17 protein-coding genes are annotated in these 17340 nt (G+C 67.2%); 5 read left to right on the top strand and 12 right to left on the bottom strand.

The features are described from left to right. Window positions 1–158 precede the first annotated feature (158 nt). From HH212_RS21575 to queE, 6 genes are all read right to left on the bottom strand, one after another. Complete coding sequence (locus HH212_RS21575; protein ID WP_170204377.1) at window positions 159–1760, bottom strand: ABC-F family ATPase; 1602 nt, start codon at window positions 1758–1760, stop codon at window positions 159–161. A gap of 98 nt (window positions 1761–1858) precedes the next feature. Then, window positions 1859–2761 (bottom strand): muramoyltetrapeptide carboxypeptidase, encoded by a 903-nt coding sequence (gene ldcA, locus HH212_RS21570; RefSeq protein ID WP_229217761.1) that lies wholly within the window; start codon window positions 2759–2761, stop codon window positions 1859–1861. 71 nt (window positions 2762–2832) lie between these two features. Then, window positions 2833–3759, bottom strand: coding sequence for an alpha/beta fold hydrolase (locus HH212_RS21565; RefSeq protein WP_170204376.1), 927 nt, complete (start codon window positions 3757–3759; stop codon window positions 2833–2835). A 211-nt stretch (window positions 3760–3970) separates the two neighbouring features. After that, window positions 3971–4468, bottom strand: a complete 498-nt coding sequence (gene tadA / locus HH212_RS21560) for a tRNA adenosine(34) deaminase TadA (RefSeq protein ID WP_170205604.1) — start codon at window positions 4466–4468, stop codon at window positions 3971–3973. A gap of 82 nt (window positions 4469–4550) precedes the next feature. Further along, on the bottom strand, window positions 4551–4997 hold the full coding sequence (queD, locus tag HH212_RS21555; protein ID WP_170204375.1) for a 6-carboxytetrahydropterin synthase QueD: 447 nt from the start codon (window positions 4995–4997) through the stop codon (window positions 4551–4553). Window positions 4998–5034: 37 nt separating this feature from the next. Beyond that, complete coding sequence (gene queE / locus HH212_RS21550) at window positions 5035–5670, bottom strand: 7-carboxy-7-deazaguanine synthase (RefSeq protein ID WP_170204374.1); 636 nt, start codon at window positions 5668–5670, stop codon at window positions 5035–5037. Window positions 5671–5844: 174 nt separating this feature from the next. Between queE and HH212_RS21545 the strand changes: the two genes are divergently transcribed. Together HH212_RS21545 and HH212_RS21540 are read left to right on the top strand one after the other, a co-directional pair. Further along, on the top strand, window positions 5845–6330 hold the full coding sequence (locus HH212_RS21545; RefSeq protein ID WP_170204373.1) for a hypothetical protein: 486 nt from the start codon (window positions 5845–5847) through the stop codon (window positions 6328–6330). A gap of 222 nt (window positions 6331–6552) precedes the next feature. Next, on the top strand, window positions 6553–7458 hold the full coding sequence (locus tag HH212_RS21540) for a diguanylate cyclase (protein ID WP_170205603.1): 906 nt from the start codon (window positions 6553–6555) through the stop codon (window positions 7456–7458). Between the two features lie 73 nt (window positions 7459–7531). Here HH212_RS21540 and HH212_RS21535 read toward each other — a convergent pair whose 3' ends face one another. From HH212_RS21535 to HH212_RS21520, 4 genes are all read right to left on the bottom strand, one after another. After that, window positions 7532–9316, bottom strand: coding sequence for a DUF2382 domain-containing protein (locus HH212_RS21535; RefSeq protein WP_170204372.1), 1785 nt, complete (start codon window positions 9314–9316; stop codon window positions 7532–7534). A gap of 16 nt (window positions 9317–9332) precedes the next feature. Beyond that, entirely contained in the window at window positions 9333–9764 is a 432-nt protein-coding gene (locus HH212_RS21530; protein ID WP_170204371.1) for a DUF2382 domain-containing protein, read from the bottom strand. A gap of 237 nt (window positions 9765–10001) precedes the next feature. Next, window positions 10002–10265: a nucleotidyltransferase family protein gene (locus tag HH212_RS21525; protein ID WP_170204370.1), complete on the bottom strand. Its 264-nt coding sequence runs from the start codon at window positions 10263–10265 to the stop codon at window positions 10002–10004. 52 nt (window positions 10266–10317) lie between these two features. Beyond that, on the bottom strand, window positions 10318–11160 hold the full coding sequence (locus HH212_RS21520) for a DNA/RNA non-specific endonuclease (protein ID WP_170204369.1): 843 nt from the start codon (window positions 11158–11160) through the stop codon (window positions 10318–10320). Between the two features lie 144 nt (window positions 11161–11304). Here HH212_RS21520 and HH212_RS21515 point away from each other — a divergent pair, with 144 nt between their 5' ends. Then, window positions 11305–11673, top strand: a complete 369-nt coding sequence (locus HH212_RS21515; protein ID WP_170204368.1) for a hypothetical protein — start codon at window positions 11305–11307, stop codon at window positions 11671–11673. Window positions 11674–11722: 49 nt separating this feature from the next. On the opposite strand, the gene HH212_RS21510 is transcribed toward HH212_RS21515, so the two are convergent. Beyond that, window positions 11723–12559 carry a phytanoyl-CoA dioxygenase family protein gene (locus tag HH212_RS21510; RefSeq protein WP_170204367.1) on the bottom strand — a complete coding sequence of 279 codons (837 nt, stop codon included), beginning with the start codon at window positions 12557–12559 and terminating at the stop codon, window positions 11723–11725. Between the two features lie 206 nt (window positions 12560–12765). On the opposite strand from HH212_RS21510, the gene HH212_RS21505 reads away from it, so the two are divergent. Beyond that, a complete protein-coding gene (locus HH212_RS21505; protein WP_170204366.1) occupies window positions 12766–15108 on the top strand; it encodes an ATP-binding protein in 2343 nt (780 codons plus the stop codon). On the opposite strand, the gene HH212_RS21500 is transcribed toward HH212_RS21505, so the two are convergent. After that, window positions 15091–15531 carry an NUDIX hydrolase gene (locus HH212_RS21500; RefSeq protein ID WP_170204365.1) on the bottom strand — a complete coding sequence of 147 codons (441 nt, stop codon included), beginning with the start codon at window positions 15529–15531 and terminating at the stop codon, window positions 15091–15093. The two genes, HH212_RS21505 and HH212_RS21500, sit on opposite strands and share 18 nt — an antisense overlap. A 538-nt stretch (window positions 15532–16069) precedes the next feature. Between HH212_RS21500 and glf the strand changes: the two genes are divergently transcribed. Next, window positions 16070–17224 carry a UDP-galactopyranose mutase gene (gene glf / locus HH212_RS21495; protein WP_170204364.1) on the top strand — a complete coding sequence of 385 codons (1155 nt, stop codon included), beginning with the start codon at window positions 16070–16072 and terminating at the stop codon, window positions 17222–17224. The last annotated feature ends 116 nt before the right edge of the window (window positions 17225–17340 follow it).

The following is a 17340-nucleotide window of genomic DNA, read 5'->3' as shown; positions in this document are numbered from 1 at the left end:
GCCGTGGATTGTAATCCGTTGTGCGGCGGATGGGTGACATCCGGTCCGGGCCGATTCAGTGTGGGTTGAACGCGTGGACGGCGACGATGTCGACGCCATGCGGATGAAGTGGACAGCGCGCTGTCCACGCGTTCAAATAACGTGACGCATCACGAAAATTAATTCACGCCCTGGCTCTTGAGGTAATCCTCGTAATTGCCCTGGAAGTCGACGATGCCGTCTTCCTTGATCTCGAGGATGCGCGTGGCCAGCGACGACACGAACTCGCGGTCGTGCGAGACGAAGATCAGGGTGCCGGCGTACTTGTCCAGCGCGATGTTGAGCGACTCGATCGATTCCATGTCCATGTGGTTGGTCGGCTCGTCCAGCAGCAGCACGTTGTGACGGCCCAGCATCAGCTTGCCGTACATCATGCGGCCCTTTTCGCCGCCGGACAGTACCTTCACCGACTTCTTGACCTCGTCGCCGCCGAACAGCAGGCGGCCCAGGATCGAGCGCACGGCCTGGTCGTCGTCGCCCTCCTGCGTCCAGTTGCCCATCCAGTCGGTCAGGTTGGCGCCGCTGGCGAATTCCTCGGTCGGGTCTTGCGGCATGTAGCCGACGTCGGCATTCTCCGCCCATTTCACACGGCCCGTATCGGCATCCAGGCCGCTGATGTCGTGGCCGCCGATCGAACGCAGCAGCGTGGTTTTACCCGCACCGTTGGCGCCGATGATGGCGATGCGCTCGCCGGCCTCGACCATGATCGAGAAGTTCTTGAACAGCTGGCGCTCGTAGGTCTTCGACAGGCCCTCGGTCTCCACCGCCAGGCGGTGCAGCTTCTTCTCGCCTTCGAAGCGCACGAATGGATAGGCGCGCGAGGACGGCTTGAATTCCTCGATCTTGATCTTGTCGATCTGCTTGGCGCGCGAGGTCGCCTGGCGCGCCTTGGACTTGTTGGCGGAGAAGCGGCGCACGAAGTCTTGCAGCTCGGCCACCTTTTCCTTGGCCTTGGCATTGTTCGCCAGCTGCTGGTTGCGCGCCTGGGTCGAGGCTTCCATGTAGTCGTCGTAATTGCCCGGATACACCTTCAGCGTGCCGTAGTCCATGTCGGCCACGTGGGTGCAGACCTGGTTCAGGAAGTGGCGGTCGTGCGAGATGATGATCATCGTCGAGTTGCGCTCGTTGAGCACGTCTTCCAGCCAGCGGATGGTGTTGATGTCCAGGTTGTTGGTCGGCTCGTCCAGCAGCAGGATGTCCGGATCCGAGAACAGCGCCTGCGCCAGCAGCACGCGCAGCTTCCAGCCCGGCGCCACGGCGCTCATCACGCCCTGGTGCAGGTCGGTGGGAATGCCCACGCCCAGCAGCAGTTCGCCGGCGCGCGCCTCGGCCGAGTAGCCGTCGTATTCCGCGACCTTGCCTTCCAGTTCGGCGGCTTTCATGTAGTCGTCGTCGGTGGCGTCCGGATTGGCGTAGATGGCGTCGCGTTCGCTGATCGCGTTCCACAGCTCGGTGTGGCCCATCATGACCACGTCCAGCACGCGCACGTCTTCGTAGGCGAACTGGTCCTGGCGCAGCTTGCCCAGGCGCTCGTTGGCATCCAGGCTGACGTTGCCGCCCGACGGCTCCAGGTCGCCGCCCAGGATCTTCATGAAGGTCGACTTGCCGCAGCCGTTGGCGCCGATCAGGCCATAACGGTTGCCGTCGCCGAATTTGACGGAAATGTTCTCGAACAACGGCTTGGCGCCGAACTGCATGGTGATGTTGGCTGTACTGAGCACTGAGGAAATCCCTTGAATGGTTTTTCGATTAACCGCGTATTTTACCACTGCGGAAAGCGCGCGGCATAGCGGCGGCCGGCGCGGGCCGCCCGGCTCGCTCAGCGGAGGCGCACGGTCGGATAATCGGACAGCGTCAGCGTCCACCCGTCCGCATCCGACAGCAGATGCCCCTGCGCCCCGAACGGCAGCGTCACCCGGCGTGCGATGTGGCCGAATGCCAGCCCGGTCAGCACGGGGCACGGCAGTTCCTGGCGCAGGTGCGCCAGCATGTGGTCGAAATCGTAGCCGTTGTCGACCGTCCCCAGGCGGTAGCCGGAAAAATCGCCCAGCACGATGGCCTGCTGGCGCGCCAGCACGCCGGCATGCATCAGCTGCAGCAGCATGCGCTCGACCCGGTACGGGTGTTCGGCGATGTCTTCCAGGAACAGGATGCCGTCGTCGATGCGCGGGAAATACGGGGTGCCGAGCAGCGAGACGATCATCGACAGGTTGCCGCCCCATGCCGTGCCGCGCACGTCGAGCGCCGGGTTGCCGGCGCCCTGCCCGCGCACCGTGTGGGTCGGCCCGGCCAGGCAATGCCAGAAATCGTCGAGCGTGAAATCGACCGGCTCGGCGGCGCCGAAGTCGCCGGAAAACATCGGGCCGGCATAGCTGCCCACGCGGCGCCGGGCATACAGCGCCATGTGAAAGGCGGTGACGTCGGAAAAGCCGACGAACAGCTTGCCGCTGTCGGCCATGCGGTCGAAGTCGATGCGCGGCAGCAGGCGCGTCATGCCGTACGAGCCGCGGATCGCCATCACGATCTGCACGTCCGGATCGGCGGCCGCCGCTTCCAGCTGGGCCAGGCGCGCGGCATCGGTGCCGCCGAAGCGCAGGTGGCGCGCATCGTGCTCGTAGTAATTGTGGACCAGGATGCCATGCGCTTCCAGGCGGGCGATGCCGCACCCGATGGATTCGGGCTCGGTGGCGAAGCTGCCGGGCGCGACCAGCGCGATGCCGATCCGGGAAACCGGCGCGGCGGGAACGGCGGATGGGGATCGGGATGGGGTGTCTTGCGTGGGGCTGGCGTTGATCACTGTTTGACGAAGAGCCGTGGTGTCGAGTCGAGCGCCATCTTACCGTGCGCATGGGCGTCGATCAAGGCAAGCAGCCTCTCCAGCAGCTGGCCGGGCAAGTCGTGGCCCATGCCCTGGATGACTTCCAGGCGCGCACCGGGAATCGCCGCGGCGGTGTCGACGCCGCACGCCAGCGGCACCAGCGGATCGGCGGCGCCATGGATCACCAGCGTCGGCGCGGCGATCGTGCGCAGCAGCGGCGTGCGGTCGCCGTCGGCCATCACCGCCAGCGTCTGGCGCGCCACCCCGGCCGGGCAGCAATTGCGGCGCAGCGCGCGCATGACGCGCCGGTGCAGCTGCTTCTCGGGTGTCGGATAGGCCGGGCTGGCCAGCGCCTGCAGCAGGCGCACCGATTGCTGCGCCATGGAATCGAGATCGCCGGGCATGGCGGGACGGCGCATGAAGGCGCGCCGCACCGCCGCCGTCGGTCCCGGCAGGCCACGCCGGCCGCTGCTGGACATGATGGACGTCAGGCTCAGCACGCGCGCCGGGAACCTGGCCGCCACCAGCTGGGCGATCATGCCGCCCATCGACAGCCCCACCACGTGCGCGCGCGCCACGCCCAGCGCCGACAGCACGGCGATGGCGTCGCCGGCCATGTCTTCCAGGCGGTAGGCCGGCTTGAGCGGCAGGCGCAGACGCGACCTGAGCCAGGCCAGCGCCAGGTTCGGCGTGCCGGCCTTGTCGAACTTGGTGGACAGCCCGCAATCGCGGTTGTCGAAACGGATGACGTAGAACCCCAGGTCGGCCAGGCCTTCGACGAAGCCGTCCGGCCACGAGATCAGTTGCAGGCCGAGGCCGTTGATCAGGAGCAGCGGCACGGCCTTCGGGTCGCCCGCGGTATCGAAGGCGATGCGGATGCCGTTGACGTTCAGATTGGGCATGGCGGCAAGGCGGCGAAGTGGAAAGGCGCGCTCCCGGCCCGGCGGGCGTGGCGCATCAGGATGGCTGGTAGCAAGGACGGTCTCCGGGCCGCACCGCGCGGCGTCGAACCAGCATACCATTTTCGCCAGCCCGTGGGCGCGCCACGGACATCATGCGCAAGGCCCGATGGAACGCCGCCCGGATGCGAGCCGGGCGGCCCGGTCCGCCGGCTCAGCCGGCCGCATCGGGCGGCGCCCGCCGCGCGGCGCGCCGTTCGGCGAAAAAGGCCTTCAGCATGGCGCCGGCATCGTCGGCCAGCACGCCGCCGACCACCGCCGTGTGATGGTTGAGCTGCTCCAGCGCGAACAGGTCGAGCACCGAGCCGCACACGCCGGTCTTGGGGTCGCCCGCGGCGTAGACCACGCGCGCCAGGCGCGCATGCATCATGGCGCCGGAACACATCGCGCACGGCTCCAGCGTCACGTACAGCTCGCAGCCCGGCAGGCGGTAGTTGCCGAGCTTTTCGGCGGCGGCGCGCAGCGCCATGATCTCGGCGTGCGCGGTCGGGTCGTGGCGGCCGATCGGCTGGTTGTAGCCGGTCGCCACGACTTCGCCATCCTTGACCACGACGGCGCCGACCGGCACTTCGCCGGCGTCCCATGCCTTGCGCGCCTCGGCCAGCGCCAGGCCCATCCAGCGCACGTCGGCGGCGGATGCGGGTGCGCTCATCGGCACGGCCGGCGGCGCAACTGCGGGCGCGGCGGCCGCGGGAATGCCCGGGCCGACCGGCAGCGCAGCGGGCAGGTCGCGCTCACACATCCGTGATTTCGGCCCAGCAGTTCGGGGTTTCGTGCAGCACCAGTTTCTGCAGGTGCAGGCCGGTGCCGTAGCGGTCGGTGTACGCCGCCTTGAGGATGTTCCAGGCCACCTGCGCCAGGTTCTCGACGGTCGGGATGCGGTCGATCACCACCGTCTTGTGGTTGGGCAGGGTTTCCAGGAAGCCGCGCACCGCTTCGTCCTTCTCGTACACCAGGAAGGCGTGGTCCCAGACGTCGACCAGGTGTTCCTTGGCGATCGCCTTGATGTCGGAAAAGTCCATGATCATGCCGTTGTCGGAATTGCCTTCGACATCGATGACGGCGCCGGTCAGCGTGATTTCCAGCGTGTAGCGGTGGCCGTGCAGGTTGCGGCACTGGCTCTTGTGGTCGGGGATGCGGTGGCCGGCATCGAATTCGAGTTTACGGGTGATAGTGAGCATGTCTGAAGCAGCGTAGGAATAATACTTAGGGAATTTCTTAGGGAATTTGCAGCAGCTTGTGGGTCTGGAGACTCAGCTTCCACTTCGGATTGCGGCGGCAGGTATCGATCGCCAGCTTGGTATTGAAGTCGGCCAGCGGGCCGTCCATCGGCTGCACGTAGAAATTGTCGAAGGCCAGGTCCTCGTAGGCGGACAGGTCCTGTCCGGCCTGCGGCACCACGACCTTGATCTCGTTGCCCTTGCCGACCACCAGCTTGCTGCCCATCTTGGGGCTCACGCAGATCCAGTCGACGCCCTCGGGCACCGGCAGCGTGCCGTTGGTTTCGATGGCGATCGTGAAACCCCTGGCGTGCATGGCGTCGATCAGCGCGGCGTCCAGCTGCAGCAGCGGTTCGCCGCCGGTGAACACCACGTACTTGCTGGCCGGATAGGAGGCCGGCCACAGGCCGTCGATCTCGGCGGCCAGTGCGGCGGCCTCCTTGAATTTGCCGCCGCGCTCGCCATCGGTGCCGACGAAATCGGTGTCGCAGAAGCGGCACACCGCATCCGCGCGGTCGCTCTCGCGCCCGGTCCACAAATTGCAGCCGGAAAAGCGGCAGAACACTGCCGGACGCCCGGCGTGGGCGCCTTCGCCCTGCAGCGTATAGAAGATTTCTTTGATGCTGTAAGTCACGTTAAGCCTCTCGTCAACCTTCCATTATAGCGCGGCGCGGCGCTGCCGTAGAAGCCCGGGAAATTCGACGATTCATTTCCGATTGGCATCGTTATTGATTGCTAGCAATAACTTACTTTTCAGAAACGCGACAATTTCAGCCAGATTCCTCCTATCCCTCTCGGAAGGTTCGCTATGAAAACCATCCTGCAGCAATCCATGCGCGCCGCCCTCGGTTCGCTGGCGCTGGCCGGCGTCTGGCTGCTCGCCGTCAATGGCGCCGCCTGGACCGGCTTGCCGCCGCGGGTGCACACCGGCGTGCTGCTGTTGATGGGCATGACGGCGCTGTTCGCGGTGCTGTTGCGGCGCATGCGTACCGAAGACCGGGTGGCGCGCCTGGAAGCCGAACTGTGCCGTGCGCGGAACACCCGCGGCGAAGCCGACGCCGCCATGGCCGAAGCCGACCTGCTGCTGGCGCGCCTGAGCAGCCGCAGCGCCGCCGGCCGCGCCGCCACCGACCCGGTCGGTCAACTGCTGGCGATCCAGGCCGAGCTGACACAACTGCAGCACAGCGACCGTGTCGACGCCCACCTGGCTGCGCGCCTGGAGCAACTGCGCTGCCGCCTCGACCTGGTCGCCCGGCTGATCCGCTCTTCGGCGCGCGCGGCGCAGGCCGGTTGAGCAAAAAAGCAGGCAAACAGGCGACGTGTGGTTTGCCACGCACGCATTCTTATTATTGAGTAAGATCAATAGTACGCCATCCACTGCAGCGCAGAATCAGTTCCTGTCAGCAAGAGATTGCTCAACGGAACTGAAGGATGGCCTATGAGTAACAAGTCGACCAGCCAGCGTCGTATCGATCCTGCCGGCGCGTCGCCCGAGCGCGCGTTCGCCGACCAGCTGATGCACACGCTGGCAGTTCCCATGTTCGTCCTCGATACGCGCTTCAACGTCCTGATCTGGAACCGCGCCTGCGAGCGCCTGACCGGCGTGCCGGCGGCAGACGTGCTCGGCACGCGCGACCATTGGCGCAGTTTCTTCGACGACCGCCGCCCTACCCTGGCCGACCTGCTGCTCCAGGAACACCGCGACGCGGTGCGCCACCTGCATGCGCGCCAGGGCGCCAGTGCGCACCTGTCGGCGGAAAACTGGTGCGACATGCCGCGCCTGGGTCGGCGCCGCTACCTGGCGGCCGATGCCAGCCCGATCTACGACGAACGCGGCAAGCTGTCCGCGGTGGTGCAGACCCTGCGCGACATGACCGAGGAAAAGCTGGCCCAGGCCGCCCTCGAACAGCTGGCCACGCGCGACGGCCTGACCGGGCTGGCCAACCGCCGCTGCTTCGACGAGACGCTGCAGGCCGAATGGTCGCGCGCCCTGCGCCAGCACCTGCCGCTGTCGCTGCTGATGATCGATGTCGACAACTTCAAGGCCTACAACGATGCCAACGGCCACCTGGGCGGAGACGAATGCCTGAAGCGCATCGCCACCGCGCTGGCCAGCGAGATGCGCGCCAACGACCTGGTGGCACGCTATGGCGGCGAGGAATTCGCGGTGATCCTGCCGAACCAGTCGCTCAAGGGCGCCGCCAGCGTTGCCGAACGCATCCGCACCCGGGTCGAGGCATTGAAACTGCCGAACCGCATGGCGGCCGACGGTTACGTGACCGTGTCGATCGGCGCTGCCACCGCCCTGGCCGCCGCCGGCACCCATGCCGGCGAACTGGTGGCGATCGCGGACGCCGCCCTGTACCGGGCCAAGCACATGGGGCGCAACCGCATCAGCCTGCCGCCGCCGGATCCGGTGTGAACATGCGCGCCCGGCCGTGGCCGCACCAATGAAAAACGCCGGCTTGCGCCGGCGTTCGTGGTCGATGCGGTGATCAGGACGTCATGCGTTCCCAGCCATGGCGTACCGCCGCCTTCATCTTGTCCCAGGTCGACGGGCCGCCGTTGGCGTAACGGGTGTCCCAATCGCTGCGCAGGTCGGACTCGACGTCGTTCCAGTCGCGGCCCTGGTACTTGGTGTTGCGGCGCATGTCGTTGCCGTACTGGTAAGCCGGCTGGTAATCGTTGTAGGTATCGCCCGTGGTGCCGTAGGTGCTGCTGAAGTGGTTGCGATAGTAATTGTCGTCGTCCGCGTCCGGGGTGATCTTGTCCCAGCCGCTGCGCACGGCCGCCTTCATCTTTTCCCAGGTCGACGGGCCGCCGCTGTTGCGCGAATCCCAGCTCGATTTCAGGTCGGATTCGACGTCGTCCCAGTTGCGGTTGCGGTACTGGTCGTCGCTGCGCATCTCGTTGCCGTACTTGTAGGCCGGCGCGTAGTCGTCGTAGCTGCCGCCCAGGCTGGAGTAGTTGGTGTTCCAGTCGTTGCGGAAGTAGTCGTCATTGCCGCCCGACGAAGCGCGCATCGAGGCACGGTCGCCGCCCAGCGATTCGACCTCGACTTCGGTGCGGCGCACCGTATCGTGGATCTGTTCCTGGCGCTGCGAGACTTCCTTGCCGACCAGCACTTCCTCGACCACGCGGGCCGATTTCTGCACCACGGCTTCCTCGGCGGTTTCGCGCAGCTCGATCGATTGCTCCTTGAAGGCGGTGACGTCGCTCGGGTCGATCGGCTGGTTGACCGGACGGCGTTCGACGCTGACGTGCTCTTCGCGCAGGCCGATGCTCTGGTCGACCGGGGTCTCGACCACGCGCGAGAACACGCGCACGCCGCCGCGCTGGACTTCACGCTTGCCGACCTTCAGCTCTTCCTGCACGACCGGGATGGCGGTGGCGCCGTCGCGGTTCAGGCTGCTGTCTAGCTGCTGCGAGGCCGACAGATTATCGCGCTGCATCGAATCGCTGGTGCGCACGGTGCCGCCCAGCGACGCGTCGCTCGAGCCCGGCATCGAGGCGGTGCCCTGCAGGCTCGAGCCGCTCGAGCCCAGCGCATTCTGCTGCGAGGTGCCGAGCGCGGTGGAACCGGCGGCCGGGCTCAGGCCGGTCTTTTGCGAGGTGCTTTCGCTGCCGCTCAGGGTATTGCCGCCATTCGCGCTGTCGAGCGAGCCGATCTGCATCGAGGCGCCCTGCGGTTCCTGGTAGGTGGTGCCCTTCGGTACCGGGTCGTTCAGGTTCTGGGTGGCGAAGTAATTGCGGTCTTCCTGGTAGTCGCCCTGCAGCGCGCCCGGCTCGGTGCCAGGTGGATATGCACCGTTCTGGGAGGCGGACTGCATCGAACCGGCGTACGTGGACGACGACGACGGCTGCTGCAGCGCACTGGCGCCCAGCGTCGATGCGCTGCCGGTCAGGTCGTGGCGCTCGTCGATGTCGACCGGGCCGAAGCGCTCGATCACGTCGGCCGCGCGCTCGACTTCCGGCTCGGACTGGGTGGTGACGGTCAGCACGTGGTGCCCGCGGTTGACGGCGCTCGAATACCGGGATGCGGTCTCGTCGCTGTCGGAGCCGAACAGGCCGCTGAAGAAATGCTTGATGGAAGCGCCGAAGCCTTCTTCCTGGGTGTCATCGGTGCGCACGGCCGTGCCGGTCAGGCTGTCGTTCTGGCCGGTGGGATCGGCGCTCGAGACGTTCACGTCGGTGCGTGAAAAGCCCGAGGCCAGCAACTCGTCCATGGCATTTTGCGCGTCGCTCCGGTTGTCGAAAACCGCTACTAGGGTATGTTGCATGATAGATCCTCCGATGTCATGTGGATGGTAGGTCGCCGGCTTCATCGAAGCGCTCCACGCTGACCTGCTCTGCCTTGAGCAGGACGGTCTCAGCGTGGTGCTCCTCGCGCCTGGTCCTGGTGATGTGCAACTCTTCCTTGATGCGCAGGCGGCGTTCCACCACCAGCACTTCTTCAAGGACCGGCACCACCAGCGTGTCGCCTTCGTAACGCGTGACGGGCGCCTGGTCGAGCGGGACGATGCGGTCGACCGGTACGTGGCTGACCTCGACGTTCTCGCGGAACAGGGTTTCGTCGATCCGGCAGGGAAGCTCGGCGACAGTCTTGTGGATGCGCACGCCGCGTCCCGTATCGACTACCCGCTTTTCGACCCGCGCCTCTTCCTGGTGAACGGGAATGCGGATCTGCTCCTGTCCATCCTGGTTGAGCTGTAATGGGTCAATAGCCACTGGTTGCCTCTTCGATAACGCGACGTTGTGGTAATCACATTACTCCAATCCGCCTCCACCCCGCGCACCATTGACTCCCTGCAACTCAGCGGTTTCCACCCATACAGATCAGTTGCGACAGGCAATGAAAAACGGGCCGAAAGGCCCGCTGGAAGCAATGCTGTGTGAGCGCGCGCACCGACCGCCGCGCCGGCGTTACCTACCTACGCACGCAGCCCTGCGAGCGCATACGGACGCTCATGCAAACGGATTGGCGACGGTCTCGCCGGTGGGTGGCGGCAACTGGTCCGGCAAGTCCTTGCGCGCTTCCAGGCGCGCCACGACCTGGCCCAGCAGCGCGTGCAGCCGGCGCGCCGCTTCCAGTCCCTGGCGGTCGGCGGTCAGGTCGACGTCGCCGGACACGGTCACCCGGTCGAGGCGGTTTTCCAGCATCAGGCGGCCGATCTCGAGGACGTCGGCTTCGTTCTCGAACGGTGCGAAGGCGGGGTTCTTGGTCGTCATGCGGGTCTCCAATGAAAAAAATCGGTCATGCGTGGGGCGGCGGCCGGCCGCTTCAGCCGCGGCCGCCGTTGGCGCGGATCTTCGGCAGGCTCAGCATGCGCTCCTTGTCGCGCTCGCCCAGCGCGGGCAGGAAATTGATGCCGACGATGCGTTCGAGTTCCGTGATCGGAATCACGGTCGGCTTGGCGTCGGCGCGGTTTTCCACGAACCAGGCCGCCCCGGCCTTCTGGCGCGGGCTGTAGACCACCTTGTACAGGTGGGTCGGCACCAGCACCTGGCCGATCTTGCTCAGGTTGGCGCCCAGGAAGGCCGGGCCGGTGATCACGTACAGGTCGCCTTCGCGCTTGGCCATGGCGCGCACCGCGCCCTCGATCGCGGCCCACTGGTTGCGGTTGTTCTCGCCGTTCTGGGGCACGATGTTGGCCAGGCTGAAGCTGTCGCGCTGGCTGGGGCGGTCCGGCATGTCGCCGTTGGGCGCCATGTGGCCGCGGTCGTAGCCGCTGCGCGCGTAATCCGCCAGCTCGGCGCGCTGGCCGGCCGGCAGGCGCGTCTCGGCGTGGAAGGAATTTTCGCGCGACAAGTCCTGGGCCGCCGCCACGTTGTCGGCGCGCAGGTGCTCGGCCGACCACAGCGGCGTGCGCGTCACGCCCGAGTGCATCACGCCGAACACGTTGAAGCACAATTCACGGGTCGAAGCGGCCAGTTTCGGATTGACGATCTGCGGCTCGCGGCCGCCCATGTAATGGCCGGCGCAGGAGCGGTCCTGGGCCGGCGCCTGGGCCTGCACGTGCGCCTGGACGGCGGATTTGAGGCGCTCGAACAGCTGGGCCTGGGCGCCGGCGCCGGCCAGCAGCCCGGTCGCCAGGATGGCGCCAGTAAAAAACTTCTGGAACATGAGAACTCGTATAGATCAAACGGGGCGTCATTGTAGCCGACGACCCTTTGACCATTCTCAGAGAAACCGTTCCATGCTGGCGTGCGCCCGCCGGGCTGGGGCCTGGTCCATAATCGGCACGACCAACCACGATAGGAGCACACCATGGCAAGTACCGACCAGAACGGCCAGCAGTCCGGCCAGCCCGCCACCAGCGCCAACGACCAGCGCTCGGAAAACCTGCTGCCGGCCGATGCCGGCACCGGCGACGCCGGCACCAGCGACGCCAACACGAATGCCGTTGGTTCCGGCGCCAATGCCGGCGACGGACGCTTCGAGGTTGCGGAAGAAGTCAACGCCGACCAGCAGTCCGACGCCACCCGCCGCGTCGGCAAGGGGCCGCAAGGCAATGCCGCGGATGCGCTGGCGGCGTCGCTGACGGACGATGCCGCCTCGCCGGTACCGGGCTCCAGCGACGGCTCCAACCCGGCGGCCGGCGACCCCGGCGCCGGCGACAAAAAGGCGGGCAGCTAGCCTCGGCCCGACTGGAGCGCGGGCTCCGGCCCGCTCTCCGCGCCCGCCGTCACGGCGCGGCGATGCCCATGCGCAGGCCCTCGATGGCATGGGCCTGCTCGATCGTTTCCAGTTCCGGGACGATACGGCAGCGCAGGTGGCGCCGCACCTCGTCCGGCAAGCCGTCCCAATACCCCTGCGTGACCTGCAAATCGTGCTTTTCGGCGTTGCGCCCGTCCGGCGCATCCACGCCCAGTACGAACACCGGGCGCGACTGGCTGGAACGGTTGGCGGTGCCGCGGTGGATCGCCAGCGCCGAGCGCGCCGAGATGTCGCCCACCTGCGGCAGCTTGCGCTGGGCGCGCGCCTCGTAGCGCGGATACAGCGCGGGCGCCGGGAACATCGGATCGCCGCCGGCCAGGTCGTCCCACTGCGTGCCGGGCGCGATCTCGAACGGGCCGATCTCCTCGGTCACGTCCACCGTGGTGATGTTGAAGGCGAGCGAGTTCAGGCGCCGCCCCGCCAGGGTTTCCGGCGGCGCCGCGAAGTCGCGGTGCCAGGGCTGGTGCATGGCGCCCGGGAACGGGATGTCGAAGCCGGCCTCGACGATCTTGTAGTCCGCCCCGAGCACGCTGCGGCACACCGCCGTCACCCACGGATGCGTGACGATGTCGACGAAGCCGGACAGCCGTTCCGGATGCACCTCGACGTAATAGCGGCACGGCCCGCGCTCGAGGGCGCCGCCGGGGCGCCGCTGCGCCTCGGCGAACAGGGTCTCGATGTCCTGCTTCAGGCGCGCCACCCACGGCGCGGCGAAGGCGCCCTTGCAGGCGACGATGCCGTCGCCGTACAGGCCGCCCATGATGGCGGCTTCGTCCATGCCGCCGCGTCCGTCCTGCATGTCCATGCTGATTCCTCCCGGCTTGATTGCCCGCATTGCCCCTTGTATGCTACCGGAAAGCGTGGCGCACGGGGCACGCGCGCGTGATTGACTTTCCATGCGGCTCGCCCTACAGTCGCAGCACGATAATTACCCTTGATACATATGCATCCAGCAGTAGCGATCGTCCGCGCGGCGCGCGGCGCCTTCGACTTCTTGCATACGGAGCGCGCATGAGCACTCTCGGCCATGGCCGCATCCTGTTCCTGTGCGATCGCGCGGCGCCCGATCCGGCGGTGGGCGCCGTCGCCGCGGAACTCGGCTGCGAGCTGGTGCGCGCGCACAGCCTCGACGCTGCCCTGCGCCATGCTGAGGCCTCGCCCTTCGCCCTGGTGCTGGCCGGCTATTCGGGCGACGCCGCCGCCATGTTCCGCAGCGTGCGCGCCTTGCGCGCCTGCCTGCCGCAGACGCCGCTGATCGTGCACGGCATTCCGCGCGACCCGCCGTTCACGCTGGAATCCGTGTACGAGGCCGGTGCGCTGGCGCTGCTGCACGATCCGGTGTCGGCGCCCATTTTGAAATCCAAGGCCGGCTTCTTTCTCGACAGTTACCACAACGCCGCCGCCCGCCGCCGCACCGCCGTCGCGCTCGAGGAAACCCGGGCGCGCCTGGAAGCGACCATCGCCAACGCCGACGTCGCGCTGTGGACCTGGGACGTGCGCCACGACCGCGTCGGCGCCGATGCCCGCATGGCCGAATTGTTCGGACTCGATCCGGCCCGGCGCGAGGGCGCGCCGCTGGCACTGGTCTTCGCCGCCGTGCACCCGTCCGACCGCACGTCCGCACAGGCGCTGCTGCAGCGCGCGCTGGAAAGCGGCGCCCCGTACGAAGCCACGTTCCGGGTACGCCGCGCCGGCGGCGACTGGCGCTGGGTGCTGGCGCGCGGCCGTTTCGAAGGCGCCGCCGGCGGCCCGTCGCGCCTGAACGCGGTGGCGATCGACGTCACCCTGCGCAAGCAGGCCGAGGAGCGCCTGCAGGCCAGCGAGGAACGCTACCGCACGCTGTTCGATTCGCTCGACACCGGCGTGTGCGTGATCGAGATGCTGTACGACGCCGGCGGCCGTCCGTACGACTACCGTTTCCTCGAGACCAACCCGGCCTTCGGCCTGCACAGCGGCCTGTCCGACGTGGTCGGCAAGACCATGCTGGCGCTGAACCCGCAGCACGAAGCGCACTGGTTCGAGACCTACGGCCGCGTCGCCGCCAGCGGCGAGCCGGTGCGCTTCGTCGACCATGCCGCCGGGCTGGACGACCGCTGGTTCGACGTGTACGCGACCCGGGTCGGCGCGGCCGGCAGCCACAAGGTGGTGGTGCTGTTCACCGACATCAGCGCGCGCCGCCGCAACGAGGAGCAGTTGCGGCGCCTGGCCGACGACCTGGCCGAGCAGGACCGCCTGAAGACCGAATTCCTGGCCACGCTGGCGCACGAGCTGCGCAATCCGCTGGCGCCGATCCGCAGCGGCCTGCAGCTGATGCGGCGCACCCAGTCCGATCCGGCCACGCTGGCGCGCGTGCAGGACATCATGGACCGCCAGCTCGACCAGCTGGTGCACCTGGTGGACGACCTGCTCGACGTCGCCCGCATCACGCGCGGCCAGGTCGAGCTCAAGCCCGGCCCGGTCGACCTGGGCGAGCTGCTGCAGGCGGCGGTGGAAACCAGCATGCCGCTGATCGAGGCGGCGCGCCACCGGCTCGATGTACGCCTGCCGGGCGAGGCGCTGCCGTTGTTCGCCGACCGCACCCGCATCACGCAGGTGGTCAGCAACCTGCTCAACAACGCCGCCAAGTACACGCCGCGCGGCGGCTCGATCGTGCTGAGCGCCGAGCGCGACGGCGACCAGGCGGTGATCGCCGTGGCCGACGACGGCATCGGCATCCCGGCGGAGTCGCTCGACGACGTCTTCAAGATGTTCACGCAGGTGCCGGAGCATGCGCGCCAGGCGCCCGGCGGGCTCGGCATCGGCCTGTCGCTGGTGCGCAGCCTGCTGCAGCTGCATGGCGGCAGCATCAGCGCCGCCAGCGGCGGGCACAACGCGGGCAGCGTGTTCACCGTGCGGCTGCCGCTGGCCGGCGCGCCCGGCGTTGCCGCCGCCGGCCTTGCGGGCGCGACCGGCCCGGCGCCGCCCTCCCCCGGCCGGCGCCTGCTGGTGGTGGACGACAACCGCGACGCCGCCGAGACCCTGTCGGCCCTGCTCGCCACCATGGGCCACGAGGTGGCGGTGGCCAACGACGGCGTGCAGGCGCTGCGCATGATGGCGGGCTTGCGGCCGCAGGTGGTGTTCCTCGACATCGGCATGCCCGGCATGTCCGGCTACGAGGTCGCGCGCGCGGTGCGCGAAGACCCGGCGCTGGACGGGGTGCGCCTGGTGGCGCTCACCGGCTGGGGCGGCGAGGCCGACCGCACCCGTACCGGAGAAGCCGGCTTCGACCGTCACCTGACCAAGCCGGCCACGCTGGACGCGTTGAGCGCGGCGCTGGCCGCGCTGGCGGCGCCGCCGTCACCAGTCCAGCGCTGACAGGCGCGCCGCCATGCGCGGCCAGCACAACCTGGCCGCCTCGGCGCGCGTGGCCCACATGAAGCCGTCGGTCTCCGGCGTCGGCTTGCCGGTCACGTGGTGCGGGAAGAAGCTGCGGCAGACCAGGTGGTCCAGGTTCGCCAGGGCGGCGCCGGCATCGACCCGGTACAGGTGCAGCGCCTTGTCCCTGCGGTACGCGTAGCGGCCGAGGTCGACGAAGCGCTCCGGGTCGAAGGCCAGCCCGGTTTCCTCGTACAGTTCGCGCACCGCCGCCTGCAGCGTGCTCTCGCCTGCATCCATCAGGCCCTTGGGGATGTCCCAGCGCCCGGTGCCGGTGACGTGGCACAGCAGCAGGCGAGCGCGGTCGTCCAGCACCAGGGTGCCGCAGGAGATCGCCATGCTGTCGGCAACGGTCTTGTTCATGTCGACCATCATAAGGTATACAGCCGGGTACGGGCGGTTTTGCCGGAATCGCCGGCTTTTGCGGTCGAGGCGGCCCGGCTGCGCCCCTGGCCGGGCGGGTTTTGCCGGGTTTTGTGTTGCCAGATGCAATTGTGCGTTATTGAACAACGAAACAATGATATATTTTTGCCACCACAAACCCGGATGACGCGATGTGGTCCTTGCGTCATCCTGTCTCACAGCGACTTCCGTTTAGTCGATTCGGTACGATTCGGTACGTTTTCGAAATCTGTCTGACGTCAGCCCCGGCATGTGGCCCGGGCCAGCGCCGCGGCACGGTGCCGGCCGGCCTGTCCTACCGCGCCGCCGAGAACAAGAATCACGACCGGTCGGGCCATGCAGGCGGGGCAGCCGCGATCGTACCGGGGAGTCGCGTGGCCACTGCGGACATCGTCCAAGCCGGCGTCCGCAGCGGCGGGTATGGGGGAGCAGGAGGCCTGGCCAGCCGGCAGCGTATTGGCCGTAACGGAAGATAATTACTCATCAGTTAGGATAAACCATGAAAAAGAATGTGGCCATCGTCGGTGCTGGCTTTTCGGGAGCGGTGATCGCGAACCAGCTTGCCCACGCGGGGTACAAGGTGGACGTGTTCGAATCGCGCCCCCATATCGCAGGCAACTGTCATTCGGAGCGCGACAGTGAAACCGGCGTCATGCTGCACGTGTACGGCCCCCACATCTTCCATACCGACAATGAACGCGCCTGGGAATTCGTGAACCGCTTCGGCGAATTCATGCCCTACGTGAACCGCGTCAAGGCGATCACCAACGACCGCGTGTTCACCCTGCCGATCAACCTGCTGACCATCAACCAGTTCTTCGACAAGACCTTCCGTCCGGCCGAGGCGCAAGCCTTCATGGCGTCCATCGGCGACAAGTCGATCGAGAACCCGGCCACCTTCGAAGAGCAAGCGCTGCGCTTCGTCGGCCGCGAACTGTACGAAGCCTTCTTCAAGACCTATACCATCAAGCAGTGGGGCCTGCAGCCGAGCGAACTGCCGGCCAGCATCCTGAAGCGCCTGCCGGTACGCTTCAACTACGACGACAACTACTTCAACCACAAGTACCAGGGCATGCCGAAGGACGGCTATACCGCGATCGTCGAGAAGATCCTCGACGTGCCGGGCATCAATGTCCACCTCAACACGATGTTCGACCCGGACAGCAAGGGCGACTACGAGCACGTGTTCTACAGCGGCCCGATCGACGCCTGGTTCAAGCACACCGAAGGCCGCCTGCCCTACCGCACGCTGGACTTCGAGGTCTTCCGCGACAAGGGCGATTACCAGGGCAATGCCGTGATCAACTACTGCGACAATTCGCAGCGCTACACCCGCATCACCGAGCACAAGCACTTCGCCCCGTGGGAACAGCACGAGAATACCATCTGCTACCTGGAGTACAGCCGCCAGTGCGAGGAAGCCGACGTGCCCTACTACCCGATCCGCCAGGCGCGCGAAAAGGCCCAGCTGGAAGGCTACGTCAACCTGGCGCGCCAGGAAACCAACGTGACCTTCGTCGGCCGCCTGGGCACCTACCGCTACCTGGACATGGACGTCACCATCAACGAGGCCCTGATCACCGCCGACAAGTTCCTGGCTTGCGCCGCGGACAGGAGCGCCATGCCGGCGTTCGCGATCGATCCGCTGGCCTGACCGGCCGGCCGCCTCCATCGCAAGCAGGACGCCAGCTTCGGCTGGCGTTTTTCATTGGCGCCGTACCTTCGCGCGCATTGCTTTTCAAGCGCGGATATGTGCGAAAGGTAATGAAC

The sequence above is a fragment of the Massilia forsythiae genome (assembly GCF_012849555.1).
In the GTDB taxonomy this organism is placed as follows: Bacteria; Pseudomonadota; Gammaproteobacteria; order Burkholderiales; family Burkholderiaceae_D; genus Telluria; species Telluria forsythiae.
Note: the sequence above shows the minus strand (reverse complement) of the source record. Positions and strands in the feature narration are given on the sequence as shown.

What these genes read in the sequence shown, in the direction of transcription:
- HH212_RS21515 (WP_170204368.1), top strand. Translation starts at nt 11,305, where the DNA reads ATGGCAAGTACCGACCAGAACGGCCAGCAGTCCGGCCAGCCCGCCACC.
- queD (WP_170204375.1), bottom strand. Translation starts at nt 4,997, where the DNA reads ATGCTCACTATCACCCGTAAACTCGAATTCGATGCCGGCCACCGCATC.
- HH212_RS21545 (WP_170204373.1), top strand. Translation starts at nt 5,845, where the DNA reads ATGAAAACCATCCTGCAGCAATCCATGCGCGCCGCCCTCGGTTCGCTG.
- HH212_RS21500 (WP_170204365.1), bottom strand. Translation starts at nt 15,531, where the DNA reads ATGAACAAGACCGTTGCCGACAGCATGGCGATCTCCTGCGGCACCCTG.
- HH212_RS21535 (WP_170204372.1), bottom strand. Translation starts at nt 9,316, where the DNA reads ATGCAACATACCCTAGTAGCGGTTTTCGACAACCGGAGCGACGCGCAA.
- tadA (WP_170205604.1), bottom strand. Translation starts at nt 4,468, where the DNA reads ATGAGCGCACCCGCATCCGCCGCCGACGTGCGCTGGATGGGCCTGGCG.
- HH212_RS21510 (WP_170204367.1), bottom strand. Translation starts at nt 12,559, where the DNA reads ATGGACATGCAGGACGGACGCGGCGGCATGGACGAAGCCGCCATCATG.
- HH212_RS21525 (WP_170204370.1), bottom strand. Translation starts at nt 10,265, where the DNA reads ATGACGACCAAGAACCCCGCCTTCGCACCGTTCGAGAACGAAGCCGAC.
- HH212_RS21520 (WP_170204369.1), bottom strand. Translation starts at nt 11,160, where the DNA reads ATGTTCCAGAAGTTTTTTACTGGCGCCATCCTGGCGACCGGGCTGCTG.
- glf (WP_170204364.1), top strand. Translation starts at nt 16,070, where the DNA reads ATGAAAAAGAATGTGGCCATCGTCGGTGCTGGCTTTTCGGGAGCGGTG.
- HH212_RS21540 (WP_170205603.1), top strand. Translation starts at nt 6,553, where the DNA reads ATGCACACGCTGGCAGTTCCCATGTTCGTCCTCGATACGCGCTTCAAC.
- HH212_RS21565 (WP_170204376.1), bottom strand. Translation starts at nt 3,759, where the DNA reads ATGCCCAATCTGAACGTCAACGGCATCCGCATCGCCTTCGATACCGCG.
- HH212_RS21505 (WP_170204366.1), top strand. Translation starts at nt 12,766, where the DNA reads ATGAGCACTCTCGGCCATGGCCGCATCCTGTTCCTGTGCGATCGCGCG.